Origin of the sequence: Bacillus yapensis (genome assembly GCF_005280205.1) — a bacterium.
GTDB classification, from domain to species: Bacteria; Bacillota; Bacilli; order Bacillales; family Cytobacillaceae; genus Robertmurraya; species Robertmurraya yapensis.
Map to the genome: position 1 here is coordinate 1 of NZ_SUND01000030.1, position 19,014 is coordinate 19,014.

A 19,014-nucleotide genomic window follows, 5' to 3' on the forward strand; every position below is an offset into this window, starting at 1 on the left:
CTCCAGGCTATCATGCCCGCCTCTCAATATAAATTCGAAATAATTCTTGTTTACTATACAAATTTTTAGTTTAGTTGAAAACCCATTGTTGGCACTTTTACACAAGATTAAGGACTTGACTCCCGCTGGCTTCTACTTTTCCTCCCGACGGGCATTATGAACGCTTCATAGTTCCCGCTGGCTTCTACTTTTCCTCCCGACGGGCATTATGGACGCTTCATAGTTACTGTTAGCTCATACTTTTCCCCTCAAAGGGCATTATGGACGCTTCATAGTTACCGTTAGATTCCTCTTTTCTTCCTCACGGGCATTATAGACTTTTATAGTTACCGACAGTTCACACTCCATACTCCTAACGGGCACTATAACCAGAACCAGAACAATCCAAAAAAAACAAAAAACCGAGGCTCAATCCACCCCGGTTCCGAAAATTACTATTCTTGTTCTTTAATACGCTCTAGTGCTAGTTCGTATGCATCGTTTCCATAATTTAAACAACGCTTTACACGAGAGATAGTTGCTGTACTAGCTCCAGTTTCCGTTTCAATCTTATGATAGGTTTTGCCTTCGCGTAACATGCGGGCAACCTCGAGGCGTTGAGCCAATGATTGAATCTCATTCACCGTGCATAGATCATCGAAAAATCGATAGCACTCTTCTAAATCCTTTAAAGACAAAACCGCGTTAAATAACTGGTCTAATTCTTTTCCTCTTAATTTTTCAATTTGCATATGTTTACCCCTTTTAAAAATTACTCATTTTCAAATGATACTACATTTTCTAACCCTTGGCTGGATGGAACGAAGTTAATCCATGTCTTTCCTGGAACAAAGCCAACCTCTTGCCCATTGGCAAACGGAAGGATTTTTCCGTCAACATTCTTCCATTCCACTTCCTGCCACTGACCTCGCTGCAGCAAATACGCTCTGCCACCAGACGTGATATCAATGTCTCTTCGGCCCGCATCATCTGACACGTGATGCTCAGCTTCCACAATTAAAATATTATCTAATAAAACAGGTTCATTCGAGTCTAAATCTGCTGTCAGTTCACCATTGCTAAAACGTTGATATTTCTTCGTTGCTTCATCATATTTAAAATTAACATCGAACAACGAGCTGGAGAAATACGAAACGAGCACGGAATTGGCTTTTTCTCCACTCAACTGCTCTGCTTCCTCCTCCGTCAAGAACGGTAAGGACGCTGGAGCCCCCTCCATATCATAGCCGATTTGTTCGGCTCCTTTTAAAATATCTTCAGAAGTAATATAGGAGTTATGTGGCGCCACTCTGCTCTTATCTCTTTTAAACAACGAACCATCATATTGCATCCCATTGATGTTGTCCACGTATCCACTATCCAGCATTTCCTTCGCTTCAGGACTGTAACCGTGTGCAATGTATAGAGCGTCGTAGCCCTTCGCAAGCTCGATATAGTAATCTCGTGAACTTCTTACCGGACCAATCCGATCCGTATCTTCGCTTTGAAAAATCGCAAGGAAACGCGTGACGTTGCCCTCTGCTAATAACTCATACACAATATCCGCTTTGTGCAAGCCTGATTGTGGCCTTGCCTTCGGATCGTTGTTAATCATAACAGCGTAGGCACGATTCGTAGATTCCTCTTTTACCCCCATCCCTGTTAAAGGATATTGGTAATCAAATGTCTCTACCTGCTCTTCCTTACTGATGTCAGTCACTTCTTTTTCCTGATGTTCCTTCACAACTTCTTCTTTTTTACTACAGCCCGCTACGAAAAGAATTGCTGCAGTAGTGAGAATCATCCATTTTAGTTTCATGTTATGCTCCTTACTATTTAAAAGTTGAAAACGAACATTAGCATCTCTTCTATATATTAACGCATTATCGTTGGAAAGAGTACCATTTTATTCATCACATCGTACATTCCTTGCTGTGTGACGCGAATATACGGCAAATGTGTCGATGTAAAAAATAACAGAGAATAGATCGGATCGTTAAATCGATAGCCTCTTTCTACTAGATAGGAAGATAACTTTTTCTCATCCGCAATTAAGTCTTCCACTGGCTTATTCGACATCACGCCTTTTAACGGGAGTGGGATTTCAAGGACGATTTCCTCGTTTTCACTAATTACGATTCCTCCGCCCAGTTCCTTCATTCGGTTAAAAGCGCGTACCATTTCTGTTTTATTTTTACCGATAAGAACTATGTCTCCGGTATTCGTATAGGAACTTGCAAGCCCTGGAAGATTATTCGCAAATCCTTTTACGACTGTATTAATTCTCCACTTGCCTTTTTTGTCGATGAGCATAAAAAAGCATTCATCATGATCAGAGGACAGTTCTTCATAGTTCACATCAATCGAGATCGAATATGGCTTTGTAATGACCGAACTTTCCATTTGAATCCCGAATGGCATCGAGAATTGCAGATCATCCGATGTTAGCTCCCAGTCAATCTTTAACGGTTCCAATCCATGGGCATCCCAATCCATTTTTTCAAAAGCATCGAGACAAACACCATCCTTTTTCACCCATTGCCCTTTAGCCATGACGGAAATAGGTGTAGGATTTTTCTCGTCTGTTAAAAAGTTAATGTTTGCAACCCGACCTGTTGCAATGTTCCCATGGAGATACTCGAGATTATAGTAGCGCGCCACATTAATTGTTGCCATATTGTACGTATCAATAACCGGAACCCCTTTTTCAATGGCAATCCGAATCAAATTATCAATAATCCCTTGTTCATAGAAGGAAGCCGATGCTCCGTCAGTGTTGAACATAAAGTGGTCATATTGATCAATGCCTAGTTCATGAATCTCGTCGAGTAAAACTGGTAGGTCAGGACGAATCGAAGAATGCCTCAGGGAAACCATATAGCCCTGCATGAGTCTGTTGTATACCTCTTGCCCTGAGATTGCCTCGTGATCACAATCGGTCCCAAACAACATCATTTTGGCTAATGTTTTTTCAGAAGCCCCAGGAAAATGTCCTTCAATCTTCTTTCTCATCCGCTTCGCCTCTTGAATCCAGTGAAGCATCATATCATCTCCGTCTAAAAGCTTTGGCCAACCAGTCAACTCTCCACCTTGGAGGACTGCGTCATGCTCCAGCCACGCCTTCACATCGGCATGTGAAAACGTATCCACCTCGTCAAGTATTTCAGTCTGCGCATCAAAACGACACCACCAATACATGGTCGTAGGTATGCTTCTTAGCTCTCTCAATAAAGAAAACGCTTTCTTTTTATCCAATTGCAAAATAAGCGCCATATTGTCATTGATGAGTGTTGTTGTTCCAAACTGCGATGCATACCGCGCTAACGAATGGGGATTATATAAGTGAAATGGGTGCGCATGAGGCTCTATATAACCAGGCACTAGAAACTGTCCTGAGCAATCTACAATTTCACAATCCGTTGTGTTTTCCGGTAACTTTTCCCCAACATAGACGATTCGATCTTCATGTACCCAAATATTCGCTGTCATCCATTTGCGGAATACTTGGTTCAGGTAGCGAGCATTTTTTAATAAAATCGTGGGTGCCTGTTTGCCATCGAGAACGGAAACCTGTTCACGAATATGTTTGTTCTTCCAGCGATAACGTTGTTCTAGCACAATGCTTCCCTCCCTTTGAAGTAATTTCTAGTCTTAACATTGGCTCTATATAAATTCATTGTATGTTCCAAACTCAAAAGAAAACCCTTTAATTACATATACTACCATAATTCATTGTTTAACGCATTAAAGAAATAATAAAAATTGTGAAAATACTGTGAAGGAGAATTTACAATGAAGATTAAGCAAAATATTGGCATCTTAAACGCTCTAATTCGGATTACTTGCGGGTTAACCCTTTTGTCTTGGACCACGGCAAAAATGGCCAAAAAGCCATGGCGAGAATCCTATTTGCTGCTGGCGGCGGCCGGCGCAATGAAGGTCGCTGAAGGTATTGTGCGCTACTGCCCTGTAACAGCTGTAGTTCAGAGTCAGATGGATGGTAGGAAGAATAGTGGGAACAGTGGTAATGAGCAGCAGGATGAGATGCTGCCTTATAATCCGACGTGAGTTGTGGTGGACTTGTTTGACTGACAAACTTCACTCGATCAACACCATTTTTGGCACGTATCCTTGTTTTGTCTGACAGAATTCACATGATCACCGCCATTTTTGGCATGCATCCTTGTTTTGTCTGACAGAATTCACCCGATCAACGCCATATTTGGCACGCATCCTTGTTTTGTCTGACAGAATTCACCCGATCAACGCCATATTTGGCACGCATCCTTGTTTTGTCTGACAGAATTCACCCGTTCACCGCCATTTTGGCATGCATCCTTGTTTTTTCTGACAGAATTCACCCTGGCAAAGCAATATTTGGCATTCAAATAATAGATTCACTCAATCACATCAAGTTGGCATTCAAAACAAAGACCGTCTCCCCAAAAGGGTAATTTACCTCTTTTTAGAGAGACGGCTTTCCATTCATGAAAGGAGCCGAGACGAAATGATACTCGAATACCTCACCGACATGGCTTTTGTAATCATTATCCTCATCGGGAGCATCGTCGCCCTACTCTACACTTTTATTAGGAAAAAGAGGCGACATGTGCGATAGCACGATGGCCAATATCTTTGCGGTAAAAGACACCGTCACAACGAACCTGCTCAAGCTCTTTGTAAACAGCTGCTTGAGCTTCGGCCAAAGTCGAAGCCTTCGCACCAACCAACAGCACTCGTCCACCATTCGTAACAAATTCACCATCCGCATTTTTCTTCGTTCCTGCATGAAAAACATACGAATCGATTGACTCTAGTCCTGCTAAAACTGCACCCTTCTCATATGCTTCCGGGTATCCGTTTGAGGCAACCACGACTCCAATCATTGCCTCATCGTCCCACTCGATTTCTGGCGTTTCACCGGCAATCACATCGAGCATGACCTGAACCAAATCGGACTTCATTCTAGGAAGTACAACCTGTGTCTCAGGATCGCCAAAGCGCGCGTTGAACTCAATCACCTTTGGACCAGCCTCAGTCTTAATCAAACCTGCATATAAAATCCCGCAAAAGCTTCTGCCTTCTTTGACAAGCGCCTTCGCTGTCGGCTTCAAAATGGTTTCAACCGCAACCTCCACAACCTCTTCCCCGATTTGCGGAACGGGAGAATACGCACCCATTCCCCCGGTGTTTGGGCCCTGGTCCCCATCGAATGCCCGTTTATGGTCTTGTGCAATTTCAAGTGGAATGACATTTTCTCCATTGACGAAGGCCATTAACGAAAATTCTTCTCCCGCTAAAAACTCTTCGACGACAACCGTTGAAGATGCTTCTCCAAACTTCGCCTCTTGCATCATTTCACGAAGGCTCTCGAGTGCCTCATCCAATGTCATCGCAACTGTAACTCCTTTGCCAGCTGCTAATCCATCAGCCTTGATGACAATCGGAGCACCTTTTGCCAATACATAGTCTCGGGCTTCTTCAAAGTCAGTAAATACCGCGTACTCAGCAGTAGGAATGTTGTATTTTTGCATTAAGTCTTTGGCAAAGGACTTGCTTCCTTCGATTTCAGCCGCCAATTGGTTTGGTCCAAAAACAGCTAGACCTGCTTCTCGGAAACGGTCAGCCAGACCACCGAGTAAAGGAACCTCTGGACCAATAATGGTTAGCCCGATGTGTTCACCAACAGCAAAATCAATCAATTTGTCCTGTTCATGTTCCTCAATCGCAACAAGCTCTGCTACGTCCTCCATGCCTTCGATTCCAGGTGCAACAAACACTTTTTCGACCTGAGGACTTTCACTCGCCTTACGACAAATCGCATGTTCACGACCGCCGCGACCAATCACCAATACCTTCATCCGTCTGACCTCCATCTTAATGTTTAAAATGTCTCACGCCTGTAAAGACCATGGCAATACCGTATTCATCAGCTTTTTTGATAGAATCTTCATCACGAATCGAACCACCTGGTTGAATAATCGCTGTAATCCCTGCTTTTGCAGCCGCCTCAACCGTATCGTCCATAGGGAAAAATGCATCCGAAGCTAATGCCGCTCCCTTCGCCTTCTCACCTGCTTGCTCCAAAGCGATATTTGCTGCACCCACACGATTCATTTGTCCCGCACCGATTCCAAGAGTCATATCGGCATCATTGACAACAATGGCGTTTGATTTCACATGCTTCACTATCTTCCAGCCAAGCTCTAATGCCTTCCACTCTTCTTCAGTTGGCTGACGTTTTGTTGGAACAGAAACGGTGGCATCCTTTAAAGAATATCGGTCTTGATCCTGAACAAGTAAGCCGCCTTCAATCGAAGTAAGTTTCACTTCAGCCTTCGCATCTGCATCAAAAGGAATCGTCATGAGGCGCAAGTTCTTTTTGCCTGTTAAAATTTCCAATGCTTCCTCTGAAAAAGAAGGAGCGATAACAATTTCTAAGAAGATTTCATGAAGCTTTTCTGCAGTTGCTTTGTCCACTTCACGATTCAATGCAATAATGCCTCCAAAAATCGAAACTGGGTCAGTAGCAAAAGCTTTTGTAAAAGCAGCATAGACATCTTCACCTGTACCGACACCACAAGGATTCATATGCTTCACTGCAACAGCAGCTGGCTCTGAAAATTCTTTTACAATTTGTAGAGCTGCGTCCGCATCATTTATGTTGTTGTACGATAACTCTTTTCCATGTAATTGCGTTGCGTTGGCAATCGAGAATACAGAACCTAAAGGCTTACGGTAAAAAGATGCCTTTTGATGAGGGTTCTCTCCGTAACGTAAAGTTTGCTTCAACTCGTAAGTCACCGTTAATGATTCAGGTGTCTCTTCTCCAGCTAAATCAGTCATGTATTCAGCAATCATTGCATCGTAAGAAGCTGTATGTCTGAACACTTTTGCCGCAAGGCGACGACGAGTTTCTTTTTGAACCTCACCAGCAGCTTGAAGCTCTTCTACTACCACGCCATAATCCGCAGGGTCCACAACAACCGTCACATATTCATGATTTTTTGCTGCCGCACGAAGCATTGTTGGTCCACCGATATCGATGTTTTCAATCGCATCCTCGACTGTCACATCAGGCTTTGCAATCGTTTGTTGGAAAGGATATAAATTCACACAAACGACCTGAATCGGGTCAATTTTATGCTCAGCAAGCTGTTCTTGATGACTCGGCTCTGAAAATTTTGCCAGTAACCCACCGTGAATCAATGGATTTAATGTTTTCACGCGCCCTTCTAAAATTTCAGGGAAGCCCGTTACATCGCTCACACCGATGACAGGAATGCCACTTTCTGAAATGGCCTTTTTCGTGCCACCTGTACTAACAAGTTCAAACCCAAGCTCATGTAATTGCTTCGCGAATTCTACAATGCCTGTTTTGTCTGATACGCTGATTAATGCTCGCTTTTTCACTACAAAATCCCCCTATTGTAAAAGTCCTTGGATCACCTTTGGATATAATTCATGCTCGATCCGATGTATTTTCGTTTGTAAGCTTTCCTTCGTTTCATCCTCATTCAATTCAATCGCTCTCTGTGCAATGATCGGGCCCGTATCCATGCCTGCATCAACATAATGTACCGTCACACCACTTACTTTCACCTTCGCTTCTAACGCTTGGCCAATGGCATCTTTGCCAGGAAAAGCCGGAAGCAATGATGGATGGATATTGACGATTTTTCCCTCAAACGCTTGTAGGAGAGTTGTGCCAATCAAACGCATATAACCTGCAAGAACAATCAATTCCACACCATGCTCTTTCAGTGCATGTAAGATTTCTAGTTCATAAGCTTCCTTGCTCGCATACTCCTTTGCCTGAAAAACAAAGGTTGGAACCTCCGCTTTCTTCGCGCGTTCAACGCAAAAGGCTTGAGGCTTATCACAAACGAGTAAACTAATCTCTGCATCGAGCTGAGCGTCTAAAATTGCTTGAAAATTACTCCCGCTCCCTGAAGCGAATACGGCAATCTTTTTCATCCAATTACCACCCCTGCTTGGTTCGAAACAACACCCATTTGGTACGCTGTTTCCCCAAGCCCATTGAAAAATTGGATAACCTCTTCAGCAATCTCTGGTCGAACCGCAACGACCATGCCCGTTCCCATATTAAAAATGTTGTACATTTCTTTTCGGTCAAGATTCCCTAGTTTTTCCATAACCGTAAAAACTGGCGGGATTGTCCAACTTCTTTCTACAAGCTCTGCTCCAAGTCCTTCTGGAAGCATCCGCGGAATATTTTCGATAAAGCCACCGCCGGTAATATGAGCCATGCCTTTGATTTCGAATTTTTTCAACGCCGCTAATATTGACTTCACATAAATTTTCGTTGGCCGTAAAAGCTCTTCTCCAACCGTGCACCCAAACTCCTCGACATACTCATCTAATGACGTTTCGGCGAAAATTTTTCGCACAAGAGAATAGCCATTGCTATGGATGCCGCTAGAAGCTAAACCGATTAGAACGTCACCTGCTTGAATTGTCTCGCCTGTAATCACAGCTGATTTTTCACAAGCTCCTACCGAAAATCCCGCTAGGTCATATTCGTTTTCATCATACATTCCCGGCATTTCTGCTGTTTCACCGCCAACTAAGGCACAGCCTGCTTGTTCACAACCATCAGCAATCCCTTTGACAATCGCTTCGATTTTTTCAGGAGCCGCTTTGCCGCAAGCGATATAGTCTAGAAAGTAGAGAGGCTCTGCACCCTGGACAACAATATCATTGACGCACATGGCAACGGCATCGATGCCAATCGTGTCGTGCTTATCCATCATAAAAGCGAGCATAAGCTTCGTGCCAACTCCGTCAGTACCAGATACAAGCACTGGCTCCTTCAGGTTCAAGGAAGATAAGTCAAACATTCCACCAAAGCCACCGAGTCCACCAAGAACTCCGGGACGAATCGTTCTGTTCACATGCTTTTTCATTCTTGATACGGCTTCATAGCCTGCCTCAATGTTCACACCAGCTTGCGTATATGCGTTGGCCATGTGTAGTCCTCCTCTTTAAAAAAGGCGACAACTCGTCGCCTTATACCGTTTCATAAGTTCTTACTGTACTCGGATAAATCTCCGTTGGGTATTTTCCTGTGAAGCAGGCTAAGCATTGCCCACAGTTTTCGTCTGGGCTGTTCTTGCCAATTCCTTCGAGCAAGCCTTCTACACTTAAAAACGTTAGCGTATCAGCCCCAATAATTTCGCGCATTTCTTCTACCGAATGGCTCGCGGCCATTAATTCTTCTTTTGTCGACGTATCGATTCCGTAGAAGCATGGATTCTTAATCGGAGGCGAGCTGATCACAACATGTACCTCAGTTGCTCCCGCTTCCTTAAGCATCGTCACTATTCGTCGGCTTGTTGTCCCACGAACGATCGAATCATCGACCATGATCACTCTTTTGCCTTCAACGACACCACGAACAGGGGACAGCTTCATTTTTACCCCTTGCTCCCGTAATGATTGAGAAGGCTGGATAAAGGTCCGACCGACATATTTATTTTTAATCAAGCCCATTTCGTACGGAATACCAGATTCCTCCGCATAGCCGATGGCTGCAGAAATACTTGAATCCGGTACACCTGTGACAACATCAGCCTCGATGCGCACTTCTTGAGCAAGTTTCTTTCCTAAGTTTTTACGTGCTGTATGCACATTGATCCCTTGAATATTGCTATCTGGTCGGGAAAAATAAACGTACTCCATTGAACACATTGCTTGGTTCGCCGGAAGAGCATAGGTTTCAGAGTGAATCCCATCTGCATCAATAATCACTAATTCCCCAGCTTCCACATCACGAACAAACTCAGCACCGACAACATCAAGCGCACATGTTTCAGATGCCACGACATATGCATCGCCTAAACGACCAATCGATAATGGACGCATTCCGTTTGGATCAAGCGCAATCATCAACTGATTTTCTGTCATGATTAAAAACGCATAAGCTCCTTTTAGCATTGTCAGTGCGTTTTTCACTTGTTCTACTAGTGGCATGTTTCCACCACGGCGAATCAAGTGAGCTAATACTTCCGTATCGGAGCTTGTTTGAAAAATGCTTCCTTGCGCTTCAAGCTGGCGCTTCAGTGCATTTGCGTTTACGAGATTGCCGTTATGAGCTAATGCTAGACTTCCAGATTGAGAGTGGAACAACAATGGTTGCACATTCTCATAACCCCCGCCGCCAGCAGTCGCATAGCGGACATGGCCAATGGCGCCGAACCCTTCGAGCTGCTGAATGGCTTCCTGGGTGAAAATCTCAGCGACAAGTCCTTCTCCTTTTACCCCTTTAAGCTTCTGACCGTCCGTGACGACCATTCCGGTTCCTTCCTGCCCACGATGTTGCAGGGTGTGTAAACCGTAATAGGTGATTTGCGCAGCGTCGGGATGTCCCCAGACGCCAAAGATGCCACATTCCTCGTTCAATCCCCTTATTTCAGCAAGCATGGGATAGCTCCTCTCCAAGCACCCTCTAAATCTACGACTTCTTGCTCAAGTACAAGCTTGTCGTTTGCATAGATTTCAAGGTTTGGTGTATTCGTCGTTTCCCCAATCAAAACTGCATCTACTAAGCTTTCAAATTTCTCTTGATGTTCTTTTTTCACTGAAACTAAGAAACGTGATTGGCTCTCACTAAATAGAGCTGATGTAATATTTCCAGACACTTCGATTTGAGCGCCTAATTTTGTTCCGAATAAGCTTTCAGCTACTGCAACTGCTAATCCGCCTTCTGCAATATCATGAGCAGAAGCCACTAATCCGGCACGAATTGCCGCTAACACTTGTTTTTGGTTCTTCTCTTCAATATCGAGATCAAGCTCTGGTGCTTTCCCAAAAATGCGACCATAAGTAAGCTTCTGTAACTCACTGCCACCGAACTCATCCTTTGTTTCGCCGATAACATAGATAAGATCTCCGGCTTCCTTAAAGGATTGCGTAGTAATATGATTTAAGTTCTCCACAAGGCCAACCATTCCAACCACTGGCGTTGGGTAGATTGCCGTACCGTTTGTTTCATTGTATAGTGACACGTTTCCACCGATAACTGGCGCGTTTAACTTCAAGCACGCTTCGCTCATGCCATCAACTGCTTTTTCAAACTGCCAGAAGATTTCTGGCTTTTCCGGATTTCCGAAGTTTAAGCAATCGGTAATCGCTAATGGCTCTCCCCCTGAAGCAACGATGTTTCGAGCCGCTTCTGCAACAGCAATTTTCCCACCTGTTTCTGGATCCAAATAGATATATCGTGAATTACAATCCGTTGTCATCGCGAGCGCTTTTTCCGTTCCACGAATCCTAACGATTGCTGCATCAGAGCCTGGTGCCACAACCGTATTCGTACGAACCATGTAGTCATATTGGTCATAGACCCACTCTTTGCTTGCGATTGTTGATTGTTTTAAAAGATTAATCAATGTTTCGTTGTAGTCGTCTACTTCTGGAATATCGTTTTCCATAGCTTGAAACTCGCGGAAGTATTCTGGTTCGCGAGAAGGCTTATAATAAACCGGTGCATCTTCTGCTAAGCTATCAGCCGGAACATCTGCAACGACTTCTCCTTTGTGAACAAGGCGAAGCATTTTATCGTCCGTTACCGTTCCGATTGCGACACATTCCAAATCGTATTTCGAGAAAAGTTCCACGATTTCTTGTTCGCGACCTTTTTTCACAACTATCAACATGCGCTCTTGTGATTCAGAAAGCATCATTTCATAAGCTGTCATGCCAGTTTCACGCTGCGGCACAAGGTCTAGATTCATTTCGATTCCTGAGCCCGCTTTACTTGCCATCTCTGCAGAAGAGCTTGTTAAGCCAGCAGCTCCCATGTCCTGAATCCCAACAAGAGCATCCGAATGAATCAATTCAAGACAAGCTTCAATCAGCAATTTTTCCATAAACGGATCGCCCACCTGAACGGCTGGACGTTTCTCATCAGAGCTTTCCGACAGCTCTTCGGATGCGAACGTTGCCCCGTGAATGCCATCTCGACCTGTTTTCGCGCCGACATACATCACGGTATTTCCGACACCATGAGCCTGACCTTTTTTAATATCCTTATGATCGATTAACCCAACACACATTGCGTTCACAAGTGGATTGCCCTCATAGCAAGGGTCGAATTGCACTTCGCCACCAACTGTCGGAATCCCAATACAGTTTCCATATCCAGCAATGCCCGCTACGACTTCTTTAAAAAGGTAACGCACACGCGCAGAGGCATCTAGCTCGCCAAAACGAAGTGAGTTTAATAGCGCAATCGGTCTTGCCCCCATCGAAAAGACGTCACGAATGATTCCACCGACACCTGTTGCTGCGCCTTGATACGGCTCAATCGCTGATGGGTGGTTATGACTTTCAATCTTGAACACAACCGCTTGCTCGTCACCAATATCAACTATCCCTGCACCTTCTCCAGGACCTTGCAATACTCGCTCGCCTTTCGTCGGGAACTTTCGTAAAACAGGCTTTGAGTTTTTATAGCTGCAATGCTCTGACCACATGACTGAAAAGAGTCCTGTTTCCGTATAATTTGGCGTTCTTCCAAGGATTTTCTCCACACTCGCAAATTCCTCGTCGGTCAAACCCATTTCTCTGTAGACTTTTTCTAATTTAATCTGCTCTGGACTTGGCTCAAGCTTTAACGACATTTGCTTCCCTCCATTGTTTCACGATCGATTGGAACAGCTTCAATCCGTCTGCTCCTCCTAATAGTTCGTCGACGGCTCTTTCAGGGTGTGGCATCATACCGAGGACATTTCCTTGTTCATTGACAACCCCAGCAATATTTTCAAGCGACCCATTCGGATTGTTTTCGTAAGTGAAAACAATTTGGTTATTCGCCTTTAATCTTTCTAGTGTCTCTTCATCGCAATAGTAGTTTCCTTCTCCGTGCGCGATCGGAATTTGGATCCGCTCTCCGTCCCCATACGCAGAAGAAAACATCGTTTCGTTATTCACTACTTTTAGCTGAGTAGGGCGACAAATGAACTTCAAGCTCTCATTTCGTCTCATCGCTCCTGGCAGAAGTCCACTTTCGAGCAAAATTTGAAATCCATTACATACGCCAAGGACTGGCTTTCCAGCTTTCGCAGCTTTAACAACCTCCTGCATCACCTTACTAAAACGAGCAATTGCCCCTGTGCGCAAGTAATCCCCATATGAAAATCCTCCAGGTAAAAGAATTCCATCATACTGGTCTAAGTTTTCTGTGTCGTGCCAAACATACTCCACTTCTTCGCCTAGCTCATCCTTGATTGCATGATACATGTCGACATCACAGTTGGAACCAGGAAAAACAATGACTGCAAACTTCATTGGGCCACAGCCTCCTCGATCTCATAGCGATAGTCTTCAATAACCGGATTTGCAAGCAGGCGATCACATACTTCCTTAACCACCTCTTCAACATCACGGTCCGATTTTTCAATCGTTAACTCCATATACTTTCCGATTCTAACGTCCGTTACCTCGTGATAGCTTAATGACTGCAGTGAATGCGTAACTGCTGCTCCTTGTGGATCAAGTACACTCTCTCTTAACGTTACATACACTTTTACTTTGAACATGCTGTTGTTCCTCCCAGTCTCGTTAAAATCGTTTCGTAAGCGTCCGTTAAATTCCCTAAATCACGGCGAAAAACGTCCTTATCAAGCTTTTCATTCGTTTGTTGGTCCCAAAGACGGCAAGTGTCTGGCGAAATTTCATCTGCCAACACGATTTGACCTTCAGCATCTTTTCCAAACTCAAGCTTGAAATCAATTAAGCGAATATCGATATCTTGGAATAGCTTTGTTAAAAGAGCATCTACTTCAAGAGCCTTTTCTTTTAAAATCGCGACTTCTTCTTTTGTCGCTAGCTTCAGCTCCTCGATATGGTCCTCGGTCAATAATGGATCTCCTAACTCATCGTCCTTATAGTAAAACTCGACAATCGGTTTCGATAATGGTCTTCCTTCTTCAATTCCCAATCGCTTGGAAAAGCTTCCCGCTGCGAAATTGCGAACGACGGTTTCAAGGGGAATGATTTGGACCTTTTTCACCAATTGCTCCGTTTCCGAGAGCTTCTCAACAAAATGAGAGGCCATCCCCGCTTCTTTTAGCTTTGAAAATATCAAACTCGTAATCTCGTTATTCAATCGACCCTTACCAGTGATTTGCTCCTTTTTTTCACCGTTAAAAGCAGTGGCTGAATCCTTATATTCAAGCCATACCAACTGGTCATCGTTTGTCTGATACACTCGTTTTGCTTTTCCTTCGTATAGCAATGCTTGTTTTTCCATCAGGGAAGCCTCCTAAGTTATCGCAATATATTATGGGAATATTCCGAACAAGACACGTATCACAGCCCGTCGAGGCACAAACAAAGTGCCTCGAGGGACAATTTTTTTATAATCCGACTCTGTCAAAAATCGTATCAACATGCTTCAGGTGATAGTTATAATCGAAACAGTCATCAATTTCGGCTGGAGAAAGTTTAGAAGTGATTTTTTCATCTGCTTCAATTAAGCTTCTGAAATGCACTTGCTTTTCCCATGCTTCCATCGTTCTTGGTTGAACCGTATCATACGCTTCTTCACGCGTTAAACCTTTGTCGATTAATGCTAGAAGTACACGCTGTGAGTAAATCAATCCAAGCGTACGGTCCATGTTGCGCTTCATGTTCTCTGGGTAAACCGTTAAGTTTTTCACGATATTACCAAAACGATTCAACATATAGTTCAAGGCAATCGTTGCATCTGGCAGGATGATTCTCTCTGCAGATGAATGAGAGATATCGCGTTCATGCCATAGTGGCACATTTTCATAAGCTGTTAACATATGACCACGAATTACACGAGCAAGACCCGTCATATTCTCAGACCCGATCGGGTTACGCTTATGAGGCATTGCAGAAGAACCTTTTTGTCCCTTCGCGAAAAATTCCTCGACCTCACGTGTTTCACTCTTTTGAAGTCCGCGAATTTCTGTCGCAAACTTTTCAATCGATGTCGCGATTAGAGCGATTGTGGACATATAGTGGGCATGACGGTCACGCTGTAATGTTTGTGTTGAAACCGGTGCTGGTGTGATACCAAGCTTTTCACATACATACTTTTCTACAAACGGCTCAATATTCGCATACGTCCCAACGGCTCCAGAAATTTTTCCAAACTCCACTCCAGCTGCCGCTTGCTTGAAACGTTCAAGGTTACGCTTCATTTCTTCATACCAAAGTGCAAGCTTCAATCCAAATGTTGTCGGCTCCGCATGAACCCCGTGCGTACGTCCCATCATAACTGTGTATTTGTGTTCTTTCGCTTTGTTTTTCAAAATCTCAACAAAGTTTTCAAGGTCTGTTAGCAAAATTTGATTCGCCTGCTTCAGAACGTAAGATAATGCCGTATCAACCACATCTGTTGATGTAAGCCCGTAGTGAACCCACTTTCTTTCTTCCCCAAGTGTTTCAGATACAGCACGTGTAAAAGCTACTACATCATGGCGAGTTTCTTCTTCGATTTCTTTAATACGGTCGATATCGAAAGACGCCTTTTCACGAATCTTTTGTACGTCCTCTTTTGGTATATCTCCAAGCTCTGCCCAAGCTTCACATGCTAAAATTTCAACTTCTAACCATGATTTAAAACGGTTCTCCTCCGTCCAAATCGCACCCATTTCAGGTCTTGTATAACGATCTATCATCTCTTATCCTCCGATTCTTTCTTTCGCCTGTTCCCAAATTCCACTGTTCTCTATTTCAGTAAGTGCATCCCCGACAGAATTCTTTAATATCGTGACATGCCCCATCTTACGCTTCACTTTTGCTTCTTTCTTTCCATATAAGTGAATCTTCCAATTTGGGTAGGCTTCAATTTTTTCAATGACTTTTTCTTGGTGCTCGCCTAGGATATTCACCATGACGGCCGGCTTTAGTAATCCTGTGCTTCCTAGTGGCCAGTTGCAAACGGCACGAATATGCTGTTCAAATTGCGAAGTTTCGCAGGCTTCAATCGTGTAATGTCCAGAATTATGTGGCCTCGGCGCAAGCTCATTTATGTATATCTGCCCCGTGGCTGTTAAAAACATTTCTACCGCTAACGTTCCGACTAGTTTTAAGGATTGGGCTAGCTGTTTTGCTAACTCAATCGCATCCTTCTGAGGCTTGCGTTCAATTCTTGCAGGAACAATCGTTTCGTGTAAAATATTTTCCTTATGAATATTCTCTCCGACTGGAAAAACCGCAGTCTCTCCTTTAGGATTTCGCACAACAATCACAGAGATTTCTTTTTCAAAAGGAATCCACTGTTCGAGGACACATACTGCAGATTCGATGATTTCCTGTGCACTTGCGATATCATCTCTAGTGCGAATCACGAGCTGACCTTTCCCATCGTAGCCACCAGTTGCCGTTTTTAAGACAGCCGGATAACCGATTTCGTCAATTCCAACCTCTAAATCAGACATTGTTTCGACCACAGCATATGGAGCAACTTCTAGCCCTGCCGCGACAATTGCTTCTTTTTCTGTCACACGATTTTGTGTCTTTTCGAGAAGCTCTTTTCCTTGTGGCACATATGCATTGGCACAAAGCCATTGTAATGCATATGCATCAATGTTTTCAAATTCGTATGTGACGACATCACTGACTGATGCTAATTGTTGAATGGCACTTAGATCGTCATAAGCTGCTAGGATTTTGATGTCCGCTACCTGATGAGCAGGACAATCCTCGGTCGGATCTAATACTGCGATTCGAAACCCTTGTGCTTTAGCGGCTAGAGCCATCATTCGCCCCAGCTGTCCGCCTCCGATTATCCCAATCGTTTGCCCTGGTAAAATCACTTTAGACAAGCTCATCACTACTTTCTATCACAGCATTCTTCTTTGACTCTCTCATGTCTTCTAGCTTCTCAGCTATCCGTTCATTTGTAGTTCCGAGAATCTGTGCAGCAAGTAAGCCTGCATTTGTTGCTCCTGCTTTTCCGATTGCAACCGTTGCAACAGGAACTCCACCTGGCATTTGTACAATGGACAATAACGAATCCAATCCATTCAGTGCCTTTGATTGAACGGGTACGCCAATGACTGGAAGGGTTGTTTTCGCCCCGACCATTCCTGGCAAATGAGCTGCACCACCTGCACCTGCAATAATGACTCTTATGCCACGAGCTCGTGCTTCCTCTGCATACTGAAACATTAAATCAGGTGTCCGGTGTGCGGATATGACTTTCTTTTCATAGGCTATCTCTAATTGTTCTAGCACCTCGCACGCATGCTTCATTGTATCCCAATCCGATGTACTCCCCATGATTACAGCTACTTGTGCGTTCATGATTCCCCTCCAAAATCGATCTACATAATAAAAGCCCGGAACAAACTGCCATCTCCTTTTTACAAGGAAAGCAATCTGTCCGGGCACTGAATGATTGGGTGATAGAAGCGCACAAATAAGAGGACTTGACAATTAGCACTCGTCCGCTATGCCCTTCCAATTAGAGACCAATCCATGATCCGGTCATATTCACTTTCCTCATAGTCCGTCAATTTAAGGTTGTCGGGTAGAAACTTATGGGCCGTATTCCCATTATATATGAGGTAAATTATTAGTAATTTCATTTATCATTTGCACTATCATCTTAACAACTCAAACGAATCGTGTCAATAAAAAATCGAACAATAATATGACACAATTCTACTATTGTTCGGCTTTTGGTTGATATATTTAGTTTTGTAGCTTCGCTTCGAAAATAATTTGTCTTCCTACCGGTTCATATGTACCTTTCTCTTTTTCTTGAAAAATCGGTTTCTCAATTCTTTTGATAGGTACATACCCTTCTTTTTGAATACGTGCTAGACATTGATCAATCGTTTCATTCTCCAGCACTTCGAATTTCTTCTTCACGAAAATAATCTTCCTTTCTTAACGGACTTAACCCAGAATCCCCCGTAAATCGCTTTTGGTTCATATGCAATGATAAAAGCTTTTGGGTCCAACTCTTTAATCGTCGTGTATAACTTCAGCTCATACTTTCGTGGTGTTAGGATTTGCAATGCCATCCGATCACCTTCAAGCCCATTAGCTGCCCAGCTAGTCACACCATACCCTTTTTCTCTGAGATTTTTCGGCAAATCCTTGTCATACTCTTTTGTAATCACATTGACTGTAATATAGCCAAGTGCAAGCTTCTCTTCTATTTTCATCCCGACAATAACCCCAATTCCATATCCAACCGCGTAAGCAATCAGATTTTGGATTTCGTTCAGGTTGTCGAGAACTAATCCCAAGCCAATGACATAGATGACGACTTCGATCATGCTAATAAATGCTGCTAAATATCTCTGACCTTTTAAGGTTAAAATCATTCTGATGGTAAAAAAGGACACATACACAATGTTGATGACTAGAATGATTAAGACCATCATAAAACCATTTTGAAGCAAGGAAAAAGCCCCCTTATAGTAAAAAATCATGTAAGCCTCATTTTACTAGAAAATTATGTAGATAGCGAACGTAATTTTTGAAATATTTATTAAGGAATTTGGTTGTTGTTATTTTAACCTGAATTGGTTGGGAAAAATCTATGATACATTTGCTTTAGATGAGTTTGTTCTTAGAGAAGCTTTGGACTATGTATTATTTACCAAATATAGTTTTTTGTTCTATCTCACGGGCATTATGAAACTTTTATAATTACCGACAGCTTTTGCCTTTTCTACTCTACGGCATTATGAAATTCTCATAGTTATCGTTAGTGCTTCGTTATCTATTTCACAGGCATTATAAAACCTCCATAGTTACCGCTACTTCTTCTTTTTTAATCCCACGGGCATTATAAAGCTCTCATAGTTACCGCTGCTTCTTCTTTTTTTGTTACACGGGCATTATGAAATGGTCTTATTTTTTTGGATCAAAAAAAGAGTATCTCTTGGATACTCTTTCGCTTTGCCCGGCAACGTCCTACTCTCACAAGGGGACAGCCCCTAACTACCATCGGCGCTGAGAAGCTTAACTTCCGTGTTCGGTATGGGAACGGGTGTGACCTTCTCGCTATCGCCACCGGAC

Annotated in this window: 19 protein-coding genes, 1 rRNA gene and 1 riboswitch; of the genes, 2 read left to right on the top strand and 18 right to left on the bottom strand. The window is 43.4% G+C overall.

Going from position 1 to position 19,014, the window contains the following annotated elements; all coding sequences use genetic code 11:
* Nucleotides 1–434: 434 nt before the first annotated feature.
* Genes FAR12_RS22440 through FAR12_RS22450 form a run of 3 tightly spaced genes read right to left on the bottom strand, consistent with a single transcriptional unit; the run spans nt 435 to nt 3,597 of the window.
* Nucleotides 435–731 (bottom strand): YerC/YecD family TrpR-related protein, encoded by a 297-nt coding sequence (locus FAR12_RS22440; RefSeq protein WP_126410997.1) that lies wholly within the window; start codon nt 729–731, stop codon nt 435–437.
* A gap of 20 nt (nt 732–751) precedes the next feature.
* Nucleotides 752–1,798 carry a DUF3048 domain-containing protein gene (locus FAR12_RS22445; protein WP_126410998.1) on the bottom strand — a complete coding sequence of 349 codons (1,047 nt, stop codon included), beginning with the start codon at nt 1,796–1,798 and terminating at the stop codon, nt 752–754.
* Between the two features lie 56 nt (nt 1,799–1,854).
* The gene (locus tag FAR12_RS22450; RefSeq protein ID WP_170972304.1) at nt 1,855–3,597 is read right to left on the bottom strand and encodes an adenine deaminase C-terminal domain-containing protein; all 1,743 of its coding nucleotides are present in this window, start codon (nt 3,595–3,597) and stop codon (nt 1,855–1,857) included.
* 174 nt (nt 3,598–3,771) lie between these two features.
* Between FAR12_RS22450 and FAR12_RS22455 the strand changes: the two genes are divergently transcribed.
* Complete coding sequence (locus tag FAR12_RS22455; RefSeq protein WP_126411000.1) at nt 3,772–4,047, top strand: YgaP family membrane protein; 276 nt, start codon at nt 3,772–3,774, stop codon at nt 4,045–4,047.
* A 463-nt stretch (nt 4,048–4,510) separates the two neighbouring features.
* Nucleotides 4,511–4,597: an EYxxD motif small membrane protein gene (locus FAR12_RS24105; protein ID WP_342772341.1), complete on the top strand. Its 87-nt coding sequence runs from the start codon at nt 4,511–4,513 to the stop codon at nt 4,595–4,597.
* Here FAR12_RS24105 and purD read toward each other — a convergent pair.
* The 15 genes from purD to rrf all read right to left on the bottom strand — a co-directional run bounded on the left by purD (nt 4,569) and on the right by rrf (nt 19,013).
* The gene (gene purD, locus FAR12_RS22460) at nt 4,569–5,840 is read right to left on the bottom strand and encodes a phosphoribosylamine--glycine ligase (RefSeq protein WP_126411001.1); all 1,272 of its coding nucleotides are present in this window, start codon (nt 5,838–5,840) and stop codon (nt 4,569–4,571) included. The two genes, FAR12_RS24105 and purD, sit on opposite strands and share 29 nt — an antisense overlap.
* A 16-nt stretch (nt 5,841–5,856) precedes the next feature.
* Entirely contained in the window at nt 5,857–7,392 is a 1,536-nt protein-coding gene (purH, locus tag FAR12_RS22465) for a bifunctional phosphoribosylaminoimidazolecarboxamide formyltransferase/IMP cyclohydrolase (RefSeq protein ID WP_126411002.1), read from the bottom strand.
* A 12-nt stretch (nt 7,393–7,404) separates the two neighbouring features.
* Nucleotides 7,405–7,956, bottom strand: a complete 552-nt coding sequence (gene purN, locus FAR12_RS22470) for a phosphoribosylglycinamide formyltransferase (RefSeq protein WP_126411003.1) — start codon at nt 7,954–7,956, stop codon at nt 7,405–7,407.
* On the bottom strand, nt 7,953–8,969 hold the full coding sequence (gene purM / locus FAR12_RS22475; RefSeq protein ID WP_126411004.1) for a phosphoribosylformylglycinamidine cyclo-ligase: 1,017 nt from the start codon (nt 8,967–8,969) through the stop codon (nt 7,953–7,955). Before purM ends, purN begins: the two co-directional genes overlap by 4 nt.
* 40 nt (nt 8,970–9,009) lie before the next feature.
* Nucleotides 9,010–10,422: an amidophosphoribosyltransferase gene (gene purF, locus FAR12_RS22480; RefSeq protein WP_126411005.1), complete on the bottom strand. Its 1,413-nt coding sequence runs from the start codon at nt 10,420–10,422 to the stop codon at nt 9,010–9,012.
* Nucleotides 10,407–12,623, bottom strand: coding sequence for a phosphoribosylformylglycinamidine synthase subunit PurL (purL, locus tag FAR12_RS22485; RefSeq protein ID WP_126411006.1), 2,217 nt, complete (start codon nt 12,621–12,623; stop codon nt 10,407–10,409). Before purL ends, purF begins: the two co-directional genes overlap by 16 nt.
* Nucleotides 12,607–13,290 carry a phosphoribosylformylglycinamidine synthase subunit PurQ gene (gene purQ, locus FAR12_RS22490; RefSeq protein ID WP_126411007.1) on the bottom strand — a complete coding sequence of 228 codons (684 nt, stop codon included), beginning with the start codon at nt 13,288–13,290 and terminating at the stop codon, nt 12,607–12,609. The genes purL and purQ overlap by 17 nt, the downstream gene beginning before the upstream one ends.
* A complete protein-coding gene (purS, locus tag FAR12_RS22495) occupies nt 13,287–13,541 on the bottom strand; it encodes a phosphoribosylformylglycinamidine synthase subunit PurS (RefSeq protein WP_126411008.1) in 255 nt (84 codons plus the stop codon). The genes purQ and purS overlap by 4 nt, the downstream gene beginning before the upstream one ends.
* Entirely contained in the window at nt 13,529–14,254 is a 726-nt protein-coding gene (purC, locus tag FAR12_RS22500; protein ID WP_126411009.1) for a phosphoribosylaminoimidazolesuccinocarboxamide synthase, read from the bottom strand. Before purC ends, purS begins: the two co-directional genes overlap by 13 nt.
* A 106-nt stretch (nt 14,255–14,360) precedes the next feature.
* A complete protein-coding gene (gene purB, locus FAR12_RS22505) occupies nt 14,361–15,653 on the bottom strand; it encodes an adenylosuccinate lyase (RefSeq protein ID WP_126411010.1) in 1,293 nt (430 codons plus the stop codon).
* 3 nt (nt 15,654–15,656) lie between these two features.
* The gene (gene purK, locus FAR12_RS22510) at nt 15,657–16,808 is read right to left on the bottom strand and encodes a 5-(carboxyamino)imidazole ribonucleotide synthase (RefSeq protein WP_126411011.1); all 1,152 of its coding nucleotides are present in this window, start codon (nt 16,806–16,808) and stop codon (nt 15,657–15,659) included.
* A complete protein-coding gene (purE, locus tag FAR12_RS22515) occupies nt 16,795–17,283 on the bottom strand; it encodes a 5-(carboxyamino)imidazole ribonucleotide mutase (RefSeq protein ID WP_126411012.1) in 489 nt (162 codons plus the stop codon). The genes purK and purE overlap by 14 nt, the downstream gene beginning before the upstream one ends.
* A gap of 181 nt (nt 17,284–17,464) precedes the next feature.
* A riboswitch (purine riboswitch) is annotated at nt 17,465–17,565 on the bottom strand.
* Nucleotides 17,566–17,673: 108 nt separating this feature from the next.
* Nucleotides 17,674–17,853 (bottom strand): NETI motif-containing protein, encoded by a 180-nt coding sequence (locus FAR12_RS22520; protein WP_425456230.1) that lies wholly within the window; start codon nt 17,851–17,853, stop codon nt 17,674–17,676.
* A complete protein-coding gene (locus FAR12_RS22525) occupies nt 17,850–18,422 on the bottom strand; it encodes a DUF2179 domain-containing protein (RefSeq protein WP_170972305.1) in 573 nt (190 codons plus the stop codon). The genes FAR12_RS22520 and FAR12_RS22525 overlap by 4 nt, the downstream gene beginning before the upstream one ends.
* Nucleotides 18,423–18,896: 474 nt before the next feature.
* Nucleotides 18,897–19,013, bottom strand: a 5S ribosomal RNA gene (gene rrf, locus FAR12_RS22530).
* Nucleotide 19,014 lies beyond the last annotated feature (1 nt).